The sequence below is a fragment of the Microbacterium sp. NPDC057659 genome (assembly GCF_042799915.1).
Taxonomy (GTDB): Bacteria; Actinomycetota; Actinomycetes; order Actinomycetales; family Microbacteriaceae; genus Microbacterium.
The window spans coordinates 1070205-1083770 of the sequence record NZ_JBHVHU010000001.1 but is presented as its reverse complement, the minus strand read 5'-3'; the positions used below and the strand labels follow the sequence as shown (position 1 = coordinate 1083770).

12 protein-coding genes are annotated in these 13566 nt (G+C 70.1%); 11 read left to right on the top strand and 1 reads right to left on the bottom strand.

The window, feature by feature from the left end; translation table 11 throughout:
• The first annotated feature begins 30 nt into the window (after positions 1-30).
• Together ACFVAE_RS05185 and ACFVAE_RS05180 are read left to right on the top strand one after the other, a co-directional pair.
• Entirely contained in the window at positions 31-1278 is a 1248-nt protein-coding gene (locus ACFVAE_RS05185) for a CDP-glycerol glycerophosphotransferase family protein (protein WP_378888686.1), read from the top strand.
• Positions 1275-2708 (top strand): CDP-glycerol glycerophosphotransferase family protein, encoded by a 1434-nt coding sequence (locus ACFVAE_RS05180; RefSeq protein WP_378888683.1) that lies wholly within the window; start codon positions 1275-1277, stop codon positions 2706-2708. Before ACFVAE_RS05185 ends, ACFVAE_RS05180 begins: the two co-directional genes overlap by 4 nt.
• A 28-nt stretch (positions 2709-2736) precedes the next feature.
• Here ACFVAE_RS05180 and ACFVAE_RS05175 read toward each other — a convergent pair whose 3' ends face one another.
• Positions 2737-3759, bottom strand: coding sequence for a glycosyltransferase family 2 protein (locus ACFVAE_RS05175; RefSeq protein WP_378890501.1), 1023 nt, complete (start codon positions 3757-3759; stop codon positions 2737-2739).
• Positions 3760-3844: 85 nt separating this feature from the next.
• Here ACFVAE_RS05175 and ACFVAE_RS05170 point away from each other — a divergent pair, with 85 nt between their 5' ends.
• The 9 genes from ACFVAE_RS05170 (at position 3845) to ACFVAE_RS05130 (ending at position 13564) form a co-directional block, all read left to right on the top strand.
• Positions 3845-5131 carry a CDP-glycerol glycerophosphotransferase family protein gene (locus ACFVAE_RS05170; protein ID WP_378888680.1) on the top strand — a complete coding sequence of 429 codons (1287 nt, stop codon included), beginning with the start codon at positions 3845-3847 and terminating at the stop codon, positions 5129-5131.
• Complete coding sequence (locus tag ACFVAE_RS05165; protein ID WP_378888677.1) at positions 5131-5496, top strand: hypothetical protein; 366 nt, start codon at positions 5131-5133, stop codon at positions 5494-5496. Before ACFVAE_RS05170 ends, ACFVAE_RS05165 begins: the two co-directional genes overlap by 1 nt.
• Before the next feature lie 2 nt (positions 5497-5498).
• On the top strand, positions 5499-6245 hold the full coding sequence (locus ACFVAE_RS05160) for a biotin--[acetyl-CoA-carboxylase] ligase (RefSeq protein WP_378888675.1): 747 nt from the start codon (positions 5499-5501) through the stop codon (positions 6243-6245).
• Positions 6246-6298: 53 nt separating this feature from the next.
• Entirely contained in the window at positions 6299-6871 is a 573-nt protein-coding gene (locus ACFVAE_RS05155) for a PH domain-containing protein (protein WP_378888674.1), read from the top strand.
• Between the two features lie 34 nt (positions 6872-6905).
• Positions 6906-8021, top strand: coding sequence for a 5-(carboxyamino)imidazole ribonucleotide synthase (locus ACFVAE_RS05150; protein WP_378888671.1), 1116 nt, complete (start codon positions 6906-6908; stop codon positions 8019-8021).
• Between the two features lie 95 nt (positions 8022-8116).
• On the top strand, positions 8117-8584 hold the full coding sequence (purE, locus tag ACFVAE_RS05145) for a 5-(carboxyamino)imidazole ribonucleotide mutase (protein ID WP_378890498.1): 468 nt from the start codon (positions 8117-8119) through the stop codon (positions 8582-8584).
• Positions 8581-10038 (top strand): LCP family protein, encoded by a 1458-nt coding sequence (locus ACFVAE_RS05140; RefSeq protein ID WP_378888668.1) that lies wholly within the window; start codon positions 8581-8583, stop codon positions 10036-10038. The genes purE and ACFVAE_RS05140 overlap by 4 nt, the downstream gene beginning before the upstream one ends.
• A 54-nt stretch (positions 10039-10092) precedes the next feature.
• Positions 10093-11166 carry a glycosyltransferase gene (locus ACFVAE_RS05135; RefSeq protein WP_378888666.1) on the top strand — a complete coding sequence of 358 codons (1074 nt, stop codon included), beginning with the start codon at positions 10093-10095 and terminating at the stop codon, positions 11164-11166.
• 82 nt (positions 11167-11248) lie between these two features.
• Positions 11249-13564 (top strand): LGFP repeat-containing protein, encoded by a 2316-nt coding sequence (locus tag ACFVAE_RS05130; RefSeq protein ID WP_378888663.1) that lies wholly within the window; start codon positions 11249-11251, stop codon positions 13562-13564.
• The last annotated feature ends 2 nt before the right edge of the window (positions 13565-13566 follow it).

The following is a 13566-nucleotide window of genomic DNA, read 5'->3' as shown; positions in this document are numbered from 1 at the left end:
AGGACGTCACCACCGCGATAGGCTCGCGGGGTGGCGTCCTTCTCTTTCGGTTCCGGGAATGCGGCTAAGCTGCTGCGCCTCCCGCTGTATGCCGTCGGGCGCATAGGCAATCTGATCGTGCCGCGCGGACGCACCTGGGTGTTCGGCTGCGGCGCCGGGATCGGCGACGGGGCTCTCGCGATGTGGCGGGTCGCGACCGCCGAGGGGCATCGGGCGGTCTGGCTCGTGCGCAACGCGCGCGAGAAGGCGGATGCCGCGGAACTCGGCATCCGGACGGTTCCCCGCGACAGCATCCGGGGCTGGTGGGCGACGGCGCGCGCCGGTGTCGTCGTCGTGACCCACGGCCTGGGCGACGTGAACAGGTACGGGTCCTCCGACGCGTTCGTCGTGCAGCTCTGGCACGGCATCCCGCTCAAGCGCATCGGACTGGACTCGCCGGCCACGACCGAGGTGCCCGCCGTGCCCGGCGCATCCGTGCTGCGGCGGCTCGTCGGCGTGGCGTACCGCAGCGCAGCACAGCGCATCCGCGTGCTGCCCGCCGCCTCGCATCGCTCCCGCGGCCGCCTGGAGTCGGCCTTCGGGCTCGGCGACGACCGCGTCGTGGTCACCGGTGAGCCGCGTGTGGACGTGCTCTCCGCCGGCACCGCCGACGAGCGGCGCACTGCCGCCACGGCGATGCTCACCCGCACCGGACCGCTGCTGCGCCGGCAGCGGGCGATCCTGTACGCACCGACCTGGCGTGACGGCGAGGCCGATCCCGCCGTGCCCGATGCCGCGGAGTGGGTCCGCATCGTCGCCCTGCTCGAGAGGCACGACGCGATCCTGTTCGTCCGCTCCCACCCGCTGGGCGAGGGAGCATACGCGCCGCCGTGGTCGAGCGGTCGGGTGCGGATGCTGGGCTCGTCGCTGCTTCCGGATGTGACTCCCGCGCTCCCGCGCATCGACGTGCTGATCACCGACTACTCGTCGCTGGCCTACGACGTGGGGCTGCTCGCCATGCCGGTGCTGTTCCTCGCCCCCGACGCGGAGGAGTACTCCCGCGTGCGCGGGTTCTACGGCCGGTACGAGGATGTCGCACCCGATGCGGCGACCGGCTGGGACGGTCTGCTGGCCGATCTCGAGAGCACGCTCGCCGATGAGGCGACCTTCGAGAACCGGTCCGCAAGGTCGGCTACGCTCAGCGCAGAGATGCACGCCTATCGCGACGGCGGCAACGCCGGCCGCGTCTACCGGGCGATCCGCTCACGCGGGATCCCGGCACCGAAGGGAACACGATGACGACTGCCCGGATCGATGAGGATCGCGAGACCCTGGTGATCAGCGGCAGCGGCCCGCGCCCGTCTGCGGGAGCGTTGTCGGGCGCCAGAGCCGGGGTGGCGGCGACGATCACGGGTGGCGGCAAGACCTGGAAGGCCTCGTTCCCGCTGCGCACCTCGCGCTGGGGTGGGGCCGAGCTGCCTCTGCCGGCGGGGGAGTACCGTCTCGAGATCGACGGTGCCGATCTGGGCGAGCTGACCCTCGAGGATGTGCTGCTGCCGATCCTTCGAGTGGCCGTCAGCGGTGCGGCGGTGACGATCGCCCCTCCGATCGACCCGGTCTACGAGACCACCGAGGGGCAGTCGACGCTCGAGGAGCGGTACGCGGCCGAGGGCGGCGGCACCGAGAACGCCGTGTTCTTCGAGAGCTTCTACGGCCAGGTGGCCGGCTGCAACCCGCGCGCGATCGACCGCGTGCTGGCCGAGCGGGCTCCGGCGGTGACCCGGTACTGGGCGGTGACCGACCTGTCGGTCGAGGTGCCGGAGGGCGCGGTGCCCGTGGTCGAGGGCAGCCCGGAGTGGTGGCGCGCCCGGGGCGCGTCCCGGATGCTGATCGTGAACGACTGGCTGCGCAGGCGCTTCTCCCGCAAGCCGGGGCAGCGGGTGCTGCAGACCTGGCATGGAACGCCGCTGAAGCGCCTCGCCCTGCACCGCCGCGGCTTCGACCCGCGTCGGATGGCGGCTGTGGTCAAGGAATCCCGACGCTGGGACGTGCTGCTCGCGCAGAACCTGTACGCCGAGCGGGTGCTCAGGAAGGCTTACGCGTTCTTCGGCAAGCCGATCTGGGTCGAGGGCTATCCGCGAAACGACGTGCTCACCGGCGGTGACGCGGCCGGGGTCCGTGCTGCTCTGGGGATCGGAGCAGAGGAACGGGTGCTGCTGTACGCGCCGACGTGGCGCGACGACCGCACCGAGATGGTCGACTTCGTCGACCCCGAGGCCCTGGCGCGCCAGACGGACGCCGTGGTGCTGGTGCGCGGGCACTCCCGCACGCTGAAGCCTGGCCAGGACCGCACCGGCGCCCGCGTGATCGACGTCACCGGGTACCCCGAGACCGCGCGCCTGCTGCTGGCCGCCGACGCCCTGATCACCGACTACTCCTCGGTGATGTTCGACTTCAGCGTCACGGGCAAGCCGATGTACTTCCTGGTGCCCGACCTCGAGCACTACCGCGGTGAGCTGCGCGGCTTCTACTTCGATCTCGCCGAGCGCGCCCCCGGCCCGCTGCTGCGCTCACAGGACGAGTTGGTCGCCGCGCTCGCCGCGAACACCACAGACGTGTACGCCGAGCGGTACGCCGCCTGGCGCGCGCAGTTCAATCGTCGGGACGACGGGCGCGCCGCGGAGCGCGTCGTGTCCCGCATCCTCGACCAGGGGTGGCTGACGCCGTAGCCACCCGGCCCCTGAGCCGGACGAACGGTCAGGGAAGCGGGGTGTTGCGGCCGCCGAGACGGGATGCGTCGACGGTGTCGTGCGCGCCCCGGAGCAGGCCCGCGATGAATCCGGCGCCCCAGGCGATGTGCATCGTGGGCAGCACCGCCAGCGTCCAGAGCCTCTCGCGGAGTCCGCGACCGCCGGGCGCGAACGCCACGGCGATCACCAGCAGGGCGTAGGCGATCAGCGGCACGTAGACGAGGGAAGCGATCAGCGACCAGGCGCCGGCCAGTACACCGGTCAGCTGGAGGACGCCGATCACGACCGCGACCGCGAGAAGCACCACGAGGGCCGGAGGGGCGAAGAACCGCAGACCGTTGCGGCGGCCGTACCGCCGCACCAGCTCGCCGCGCCATGCACCGGTGGCGCGGAACTGCCTGGCCAGACGCCACCAGCTCTCGCGCGGCCAGTAGGTCACGGCGAGCTGCGGGTCGAACCAGACCAGATGGCCGGCCTGACGGATGCGCAGGTTCAGCTCCCAGTCCTCGCCGCGGCGGATCGTCTCGTCGAAGCCGCCCACCTCGTCGAGCACCGAGCGGCGCATCACTCCGAGATAGGCCGACTCCGCCTCGCCTTCGTGGGTGCTGCCGTGGTAGGCGCCGCCGCCGAGGCCGACGGGGGAGTTGTACAGGTGCGCGACCGCCTTCTGGAAGGGCGTGCGGCCCTCGGCGCGCATCACCCCGCCGACATTGGCGGCGCCTGTCCGCTCCAGCGTCTGCATCGCACGGTGTGCGTACCCGGGGGAGAGCTCGGAGTGCGCGTCCACGCGGATGACAGTGGGATAGCGGCTCGCCCTGATCGCCAGGTTGAGACCGATGGGGATGTCTGCGGCGGGGTTGTCAACGACCCTGATGCGCTCATCCGCTGCCGCGAGACGGTGTGCGAGCTCGGTCGTGCCGTCGCCGGAGGGACCGAGCGCCAGGACGAGCTCGGTGGGGCCGTCCACGTCCTGCGACAGCACCGAGGCGACCGCATGCTCGAGGTAGGCGCGCTCGTTGAGCACGGGCATCACGAAGGACACCCCGGCCGTCGTGATCGCATCATCCTGCACGTGACGATCCTTTCACGACCGATGCTCTTAGTACTCTGGATGTGTGAGCGTGGTGTCCGATTCAAAGAAGGCCTATTCCCTGCTGAGGAAGGCCCTCGCCTCGCGCACGGCGGTGCAGCGGGTGCGACGCACGATCGCCGCACAGCCGCCGCTTCCCGAGCAGCACTTCCAGATCGCGGTGTACTTCGCCGACGGCGCCGTGAACATGTACCAGATGCGGCAGTGGTACCGGCCGCTCGCGGGTCTGGCCGAGCGCTGGCCCGTCGTGGTCCTGTCGCGCAGCGCGACCGGTGCCGAGAAACTGATCGCCGAGGATGCTCCGCCGGTGGCCTTCGTGCCCACAGTGCGCGACCTGGAGCGGTTCATCGCGAAGCAGGACATCCGTGTCGTGCTGTACGTGAACCAGAACACCCGCAACTTCCAGATGTTCCGATACGGGCGCCGCTGGCACGTGTTCATCAACCACGGCGAATCCGACAAGATGTACATGACCACCAACCAGTACAAGGCCTACGACTACGCCCTGGTGGCGGGACAGGCCGCACGTGACCGGCTCAGCCGGACGCTGTGGGACTACGACATCGACAGCCGCACGATCGAGATCGGCCGTCCGCAGGCCGACCACTACTCCGGCACGCTGCCTTACACCCCGGACGAGCGCACGGTGGTGCTGTACGCGCCGACCTGGGAGGGCGACCGCCCCTCGGCGCACTACGGCTCGATCGCCACGCACGGCGAGGCGCTGGTCAAGGCCCTGCTGGCCACCGGGACGCACCGGGTCATCTACCGCCCGCACCCGCGCAGCGGTGTGGTCGACGCCGAGTACGGTGCCGCCCATCGCCGCATCCTCGCCGCGATCGCCGAGGCGAACGGCGCGGATCCGGCCGCGAAGCACTTCTACGACGACGGTCCGGAGCTGGGCTGGCAGCTCGCCGCGGCGGATGTCGCGATCGTCGACATCTCGGCGATGGTCTACGACAGACTGGCCGCGGGCAAGCCGCTGCTGATCACCCGCCCCGCCGACGAACGCGCCTCGATCGACACCAAGGGGTATCTGTCCGACTGCGAGTGGCTCACCGTCGAGGGTGCCGCGGACATCGTCGCCGAGGTCGAGCGCGTGCGCGCCGACGACGACGCGATCAAGAAGCTGCGGATGTGGGTGCAGCACTACTTCGGCGACACGACCGAGGGCGTCGCGACCGCGAAGTTCCACGCCGCGATCGAGCAGCTCATGCAGAAGTGGGACGACTGGCACGCCGGCGAGATCGGCGATGCGGGTTCCGAAGAGGACGACGACGACGAAGAGGCGAAGGACGAGGACGAGGACTGATGGGACTGTTCCGCCGCACGGAGAGGATGGCGCAGCCGAATCCGGCGGCCTCCGGTCCGTTCCGATTCGAGATCGACGACGTGTTCGTGATCACCTTCCGCGGCCCGGTGTTCACCGGTCGCGTGACATCCGGTTCTGTCGCTCAGGGCGGGGCCGTCGTGCTCGAGCGCGAGGCGGGGAACCTGACGGGCACCGTCAAGGAGATCAACGTGCGCCGGCGCAAGCGCGATGCGACGACCGCGGGCGATGAGGCCGGTCTGATGATCGACGGGATCGGGGTCGACGACCTGCCGCTGCGCCCCACCGGGGACGGCCACGTGATCGATTCCGCCGCTCTGCGCGGCGCCGTCATCCGGTCGGTGTGAGCATGGATCTGCCCCGCACCGCTGCCGTCGCGGCGCGCCTCGTCGTGGTCGCCGCGTCGCCCTCCACGAATGCGCAGCTGCGGGCATCCGCCGAAGGTGCGCCGCACCTGACGGTGCTGCTGACCGATCACCAGACCGCCGGCCGAGGCCGCCTGGACCGCACCTGGGTGACGCCCCGGGGCTCCGCGCTGGCGATCTCGGTGCTGCTGCGCGACCTGCCGGCGCCCGCCGCGCGCGGCTGGATCCCGCTCGTCGCGGGGCTGGCGATGGCGGATGCAGTGGCGGCGCAGCTGTCGGAGCACGACGTGGGCGTGAAGTGGCCGAACGACGTGCTGGTCGACGGGCGCAAGATCTGCGGCATCCTCGCCGAGGCGACGCAGGATGCGGTGATCGTGGGCTCCGGCGTGAACACGGTGATGACCGCGGAGCAGCTGCCGGTCGCGACAGCGACCTCGTTCGCCGCTCTCGGGGTGACGGCCGACGACGACCGCCTGGTGGCCGACTACGTGTCGGCGCTCGACGCCTGGATCGCGGCGCTCGCCACGGAGCAGAGTGCCGATCGCGTCCGTGCCGCGGTCACCGCCCGCTGCCTGACGATCGGGCGGCAGGTGCGTGTCGAACTGCCCGCGGGCGGTGAGCTGCTCGGCGTCGCCACGGGCCTCGACGCCGACGGACGCCTCGTGGTCGTGTCAGACGGCGCAGAGCATCCCGTCTCGGCCGGCGACGTGGTGCACGTCCGCGCCGTCTGACACGCCGGGCCGCGCAGAGCGGTATGTCAGGGACCCCTGGGCACAATGGAGCCATGTCCCAGCCCGTCACTCTCGGCGGGCGGCCCATGATGCCGCCGCCAGGTGCTCCCGTCGAGGAGCTGCTCGTCGCGCGGTTCCACGGGCATGCGCGACGGCTGTTCTGGTCGGCGCTGGTGCTGATCGTCGTGTTCGGCGCGACGGCGTACCTCTACGGCAACCTTCCTGCGCCCTTCCAGAACTGGATGCTGCTGGCGGCCGCGGGAGCGGCGATCGTGCTTCTCGTCCTCATCCCGTACGCGGTGTGGCGGTCGCGCAGCTACACGATCACGAACCGTCGCGTGATCGTGCGCGAGGGGATCGGGTCGCGGCGTCGCCGCGAGGTCTCGCACGCGCGCGGCTACACGATCGCAGTGCATCGCGGGCTGGTGCAGCGGATGTGGGGTGCGGGGACGATCACGCTCAGCAACGGCGTGGATGCACCGCTGCGGCTGGTGAACGTGCCCAGCGTGAACCTCGTCCATGAGACGCTGGCGGACCAGATCGAGGTCAGCCAGATCCTCGCGCACCGCGATGCGCAGTCCGGTCTCGGGGCGCCGCCGCCGTCAGGGCCGCCGCTGGCTCCCTGATACGGGAGAATGGACGCGACGTTAGGAGTCGCGGATGGCAGTGCGCGTAGGTGTGATCGGTGGAGGGCAGCTGGCCCGGATGATGATCGCCCCGGCGGTCGAGCTCGGACTCGATCTGCGGGTGCTCGCGGAGGACGAGGGGATGTCGGCGCAGCTGGCGGCCACCGGAGTCGGCGACTACCGAGACCTCGAGACCGTGCGGGCATTCGCCGCCGACGTCGATGTGATCACCTTCGACCACGAGCACGTCCCGCAAGAGGTGCTGCGCGCGCTCGTCGCCGACGGAGTCCAGGTGCACCCTGGACCGGACGCCCTGCAGTACGCGCAGGACAAGCTCGTCATGCGCACGAAGCTCGCAGAGCTCGGTGCTCCTCAGCCGGACTGGGCGGCCGTGCACGACACCGCCGAGCTGCAGGCCTTCCTCGACGACCATGGCGGCCGCGCCGTCGTGAAGACACCGCGCGGCGGATACGACGGCAAGGGCGTGATGGTCGTGTCGGATGCTGCGGACGCGGCGGAGTGGTTCGGCGACTTCGACGCCCTCCTGGTCGAGGAGCTGGTCTCGTTCTCCCGCGAGCTGGCGCAGCAGGTGGCGCGTCGCCCCAGCGGCGACATCGTCGCCTATCCGGTGGTCGAGACCGTGCAGCGCGACGGCGTCTGCGCCGAGGTGTTCGCCCCCGCCCCGGAGGCGTCCGATCGCCTGGTGCAGGTCGCCGAGGGCATCGGTCGGCAGATCGCCGAGGGCCTCGGCGTCACCGGGATGCTGGCGGTCGAGCTGTTCCAGACGGTGGACGAGCGTCTGCTCGTGAACGAGCTCGCCATGCGTCCGCACAACAGCGGGCACTGGAGCCAGGACGGCGCGGTCACCGGGCAGTTCGAGCAGCATCTGCGTGCGGTGGCGGACCTGCCGCTGGGCGACACGGGGCTGCGCGCACCGTGGTCGGTCATGATCAACATCCTGGGCGGCCCGGCGGATGCCACGATCGACGAGCGCTTCCCGGCGGCCATGTCCGCGCACCCCGACGCCAAGATCCACACCTACGGCAAGGCCTCCCGCCCCGGGCGCAAGGTCGGGCATGTGAACGTCGCCGGCGACGATCTCGATGACGTCGTCTACGCGGCGCGGGCGGCGGCGGCATACTTCGCGTAGGCGTGCCGTTGCGCCGTTCTCACAGGCGCGAACCGTAGCCTGTTGTGGTGACTGAGCCACTGCACTCCTCGAGCCGTCCCGTCGTCGGCGTCGTCATGGGATCGGACTCCGACTGGCGCGTGATGAGCGACGCCTCCCAGGCGCTCAGCGACTTCGGCATCCCACACGAGGTCGAGGTGGTGTCAGCCCACCGCACGGTGGACAAGCTCATCTCCTACGGACGGGATGCCCGCGGCCGCGGCATCCGGGTGATCATCGCCGGGGCCGGCGGCGCGGCGCACCTGCCGGGCATGCTCGCCTCGGTGACCGCTGTTCCCGTGATCGGCGTGCCCGTGCCGCTGGCGTACCTCGACGGCATGGATTCGCTGCTCTCGATCGTGCAGATGCCGGCCGGCATCCCCGTCGCAACCGTCTCCATCGGCGGCGCGAAGAACGCGGGCCTGCTCGCGGCGCGCATCCTCGGCACCTCCGACGACGCCCTCGCCGATCGGGTGGAGGAGTACGCCCGCGACCTGGAGGCGCAGGTCGAGGAGAAGAACCGGCGGCTGAAGGGCTCCCTGTGACCCTGGCCCCGCCCCGGCAGCGCGCATCGGCGGGACGCCCGCTGATCGAGTCGCTGCCGCTGCGCAACCCCGAGAGCGACGATCAGCCGTTCATGGGGCGTCGGGCCTGGTGGCTCGTGGCGATGAACTTCCTGGTGCCCGGTTCGGCCCAGATCCTCGCAGGCAACCGCCGGCTCGGCAGGTTCGGGCTGGGCGCGACACTGCTCGGCTGGGTACTTGTGCTTCTGGCAGCGGGGCTCGCACTGTTCTGGCGCAGCGCGATGATCACGCTCGCGGGCAACTGGTTCGTGCTCACCCTCGTCCAGGTGCTGCTGATCGCGTACGCGGTGCTCTGGGTGGTGCTGACGATCGACACGATCCGGCTGCTGCGAGTGGTGAAGCTGCCGACGGTGTCGCGCTTCCTCGCGCCGATCGCGGCGCTGCTGGTGCTGTCGCTGGCCGTCTGGGGCACGCTCTACGCGTCCACTGCGGTGGCGTCCACGCGTGGGGCCTTCACCTCCATCTTCGGAAGCAGCGGCCCGAGCCTGCCGCCCAGCGACGGCTACTACAACATCCTGCTGCTCGGCGCCGACAGCGGCACCGGGCGCGACTCGCTGCGCTACGACAGCATCTCGGTGGTCTCGGTGAACGCGGCCACCGGGAAGGTCACCATCTTCGGCATCCCCCGCGACATGCCGAAGGTTCCGTTCGCCGAGGACAGCCCGATGCGCGATCCGAAGCTCGTCGGCTACGACTACCGCAACTTCTTCGAGGGTCACGACGACGCGACCTGCGGCTGGGGCTCGGGCATCAACCAGCTCACCAACGCCGTGCAGGTGTGCCGGAAGGACAAGGGGCAGAGCCTGTACCCCGAGGCCGTCGCGCACGGATCGGATCCGGGGATCGAGGCCACGAAGGATGCGGCCGAGGGCGTGCTCGGCATCGAGATCCCGTACTACGTGTTCGTGGACATGAACGGCTTCGCCGACCTCATCGACGCCCTCGGCGGCGTGGACATCAAGGTCGAGAAGCGCCTGCCGAAGGGCGGGGGACCGGGCAAGACGAACAAGCCGGTGTCGGAGTGGGCGACCGGCTGGATCGAGCCGGGCCAGCAGCATATGAACGGCGACACCGCGCAGTGGTACGCCCGTTCCCGTTACACGACCAGCGACTTCGACCGGATGAAGCGACAGCGTCAGCTCCAGCAGGCGATCCTCGCGCAGTTCACCCCGCAGAATGTGCTCACGCATTTCAGCGCGGTCGCGGACGCCGGTGCCGAGCTCGCTCACACGGATCTGCCGCAGGACAAGCTTCCGGAGTTCTTTGACCTGATCATGAAGGCGAAGAAGCAGAAGGTGACGACCATCGAGCTGACGCCGGACGGCGGTGTCAGCGAGCGGCATCCGGACTTCGGTCAGATCCACGAGATGGTGCAGCAGGCCCTGCATCCGCCGACGAAGACGCCGACGCCGTAAGTTCCTGGACACCGTCCAACCGAGTTCTCAGGCACGCGCGATTAGCCTTGCCTCATGAGTGTGCTGCTGCGTGTCGTCCTCGATCAGCTCGTGACGGTCGTGGATCCGGATCAGGCTGCGGCGTCGCTCGACCTGACGGCAGGGCTCGTCCTCACCGCACCTCGTGGATGCGCGGTGTCGGCGATCGCGCCCGTGGGTGCCGAGGTGCCGATCGCCGGGGTCGAGGAGGTGCGCACGCTCGCGATGGGGCGGCGCGAGCTCGCAGCCGCGTGGCCGCTCGGCTTCGCACCGGGAGTGGGTGGCGGGCTGGTGCACGCGCCGACGCTGATGGCCCCCCTGGTTCGGCACGATCGCGTGCACGACGGCGACCAGACGATCGTCACGCTGTGGGATCTGGGAGCGTGGGACGCGCCCGACCAGTACTCGAAGACATCCGTGGCCTGGCAGCGGGGGATGCTGCGGCGCGCGGTGAAGCATGCCGACGCGATCGTCGTGCCGTCGCACGCCATGGCGCGGCGCCTGGCCGAGATCGGATCCTTCGGCGACCGCATCCGGGTGATCGCCGGTGCACCGCCCCAGCGATTCGCGGTGCCGGCGGATGCCGCGCCGCGCCGCGGCGCCCTGCTCCTGCCGGAGCGGTACGCCGTGATCGTGGGCGATCGCGACTCGCTGTCGGTGGGGTTCGCCGCGGCGGTGGCCGCCGGCCTCGACGCCGTCGTCCTCGACGCGGCGGAGGGATCGGAGTCCGCGATCACGGAGATCGCCTCTGCCGCAGGAATGCCGGAGCGCCGGGCGCACGTGCGCGGCGCTCTCGACGCGCCGGATCGCGCGGCGGTGCTGGCCGGCGCCGCGGCAGTGCTCGCGACGAGCGCGTGGGATGCGTGGCCGTGGCGCGTCATCGAGGCGATGGTGCTCGGCGTTCCGGTGGTCGCGGCCTCGAGCGGGGTGCATCGTGACGTCGTCGCGGACGGCGGTCTCGTGGTCGCGCCGGAGGACTTCACCGAGGCGGTCGTCGCGGCGGCGGGCAGCGAGGCGAACAAACTGCGGGTGCTGGCATCCGATCGTGCCAAGGCCTTCTCATGGGCGAGCTCCGCGGAGCGCGTCTGGGCGCTGCACGCCGAGCTCTGACACACGCGTGGTCGTCAACTTTACTCCCGCCTGAATCAGGTGCCCCTCGCGCCACACCGGTGACTTCTGTCACACTGTTCACATGTCCAGACGTTCCCGGCGTCCGCAGAAATCGCCCCGCATCAGCCGAATCCTCACCGCAGTCGTCGCTGCGGCAGCACTTTCCCTGAGTGTGCTGATGCCTGCGACGGCGGCATCCGCGGCGCCGGCAGGCGGCCCCGTGAAGGCCTCACTGGTCGGATTCTCGGCGGGGAACATCATCAGCGACGCGGTGTTCACGGCCAAGGGCAGCATGACCGAGGCGCAGATCCAGTCGTTCTTCAACAGCAAGGTCAAGACCTGTCAGAGCGGGTACACGTGTCTGAAGGACTTCCGCATCACCTCGGTGACCAGGCCGGCCGATGCGTACTGCAAGGGCTACACGGGAGCAGCGAACGAGTCTGCGGCACGCATCATCTACCGGGTCTCACAGTCCTGCAACATCAACCCGCAGGTGCTGATCGTGATGCTGCAGAAGGAGCAGGGCCTGGTCACCCACACGTGGCCCAGTCAGTGGCGCTACGACAAGGCGCTGGGACAGGCGTGTCCGGACACGGCACCGTGCGACCCGAAGTTCATCGGCTTCTTCCACCAGATCTACGGCGCAGCGCGGCAGATGAACCTGTACATGGAGGGCAAGTACTTCACCTGGTACGCGCCGGGCAAGACCTGGAACATCCGCTACAGCCCGAACTCCGCCTGCGGCTCGTCACCGGTCTACGTCGCGAACAAGGCGACGTCGGCGCTGTACTACTACACGCCCTATCAGCCGAACGCGGCGGCTCTTCGTGCAGGGTACGGGACAGGGGACTCGTGCTCCGCGTACGGGAACCGGAACTTCTACAACTACTTCACGGACTGGTTCGGGTCGACGCAGAAGCCCGCGAGCACCACGCCTTCCGTGACGGGCGCCATCGCCACGGAGTGGACGCGTCTCGGCGGCGCCGGTGGTGCGCTCGGGCAGCCCACGACGTCGGCGACGACCGTCACAGCCAATGGCGGCGGACAGGTGCAGAAGTTCGCCAAGGGGACCATCTGGCTGAAGAGCGGCGCGACCCGAGCGTTCGGAATGGCGCTGGGGCCCTTCCTCACGAACTATGAGAAGGCGGGCGCCCAGGGCGGATCCTGGGGCTGGCCGGCTTCCGTGGCGACCTGTGGCCTGCTCGCGGGCGGTTGCCGGATGGAGTTTCAGAACGGCACGACGTTCTACTCTCCTGACACCCAGTCGGTGCTGGTGCCGAAGTCGATCGCGCCGGCGTACGCCAAGGCGGGTAATGAGAAGAGCGTCTTCGGGTATCCGAAGGCTCCTTCGTCGGCATCGGCCGGAGCCGTGCAGCAGGCGTTCGTGAACGGCCTCGGGGTCTATACGGCGACTGCCGGCCTGGTCCGTCTGAGCAACGGCGTCGCCAAGACGTGGGGCGGGCTGGGCTCCAGCCTCGGGCTGCCCCTTGCCGATGCGAAGGCGAGCACCGCCAACGGGGGCGGCGCGGTGCAGGAGTTCAGCAAGGGCACCATCTGGGAGTCCCCTGCCGGCGCCTTCGCCATGGCGCATGGTGCACTGCGGACGTCGTATGTGAAGGCAAACGGTCCTGCGGGCGCGTGGGGGTGGCCGGCGGGAGCTGCGACCTGCCGCCTCTCCGGCGGCGGCTGCGTCATGGCGTTCACCAAGGGCACGATCGGATACTCCGCTGAGACCGGATCCGTGCTGATGTCCACGGCGGTCGCGAAGGAATGGCTGAGGCTGGACCCCGCGTCCGTGGGATATCCCAAGGCGGTTGCGACGGCGAACCCCGCCAACGGCGGCGGTACGGTGCAGGAGTTCACCAAGGGCACGTTCTGGCAGTCCGGTGCCGGCGCCTTCGCCATGGGGTACGGCGCGCTGCGTACGGCGTACCTGAAGGCGGGTGGTCCGGCGGGGGCGTGGGGCTGGCCGGCGGCGGCCGCGAAATGCGGACTGGTCGGCGGAGGGTGCTCGATGCCCTTCACCAAGGGCACCGTCGGATACTCGGGTGCCACCGGCGCTGTGCTGATGTCCGCAGGCGTGACCAAGGAGTGGCAGCGACTGGGCCCGGCGTCGATCGGGTATCCGAGGACCGCGGCGAAGGCGATCCCGCAGAACGGCGGTGGCACGCTCCAGGAGTTCTCGAAGGGCACATTCTGGGAGTCGCCGGTGGGTGCATTCGCCATGGGCAACGGTGCGCTGCGCACCGCGTACGTGAAGTCCAGCGGCGCGGCGGGAGCCTGGGGCTGGCCCGCGGCGGCGGCGAAGTGCGGACTGCCCGGGGGCGATTGCACGATGGCGTTCACCAAGGGCACTGCCACGTACGACGGCACGACGGGGCGTGTCAGCTTCCGGTGAGG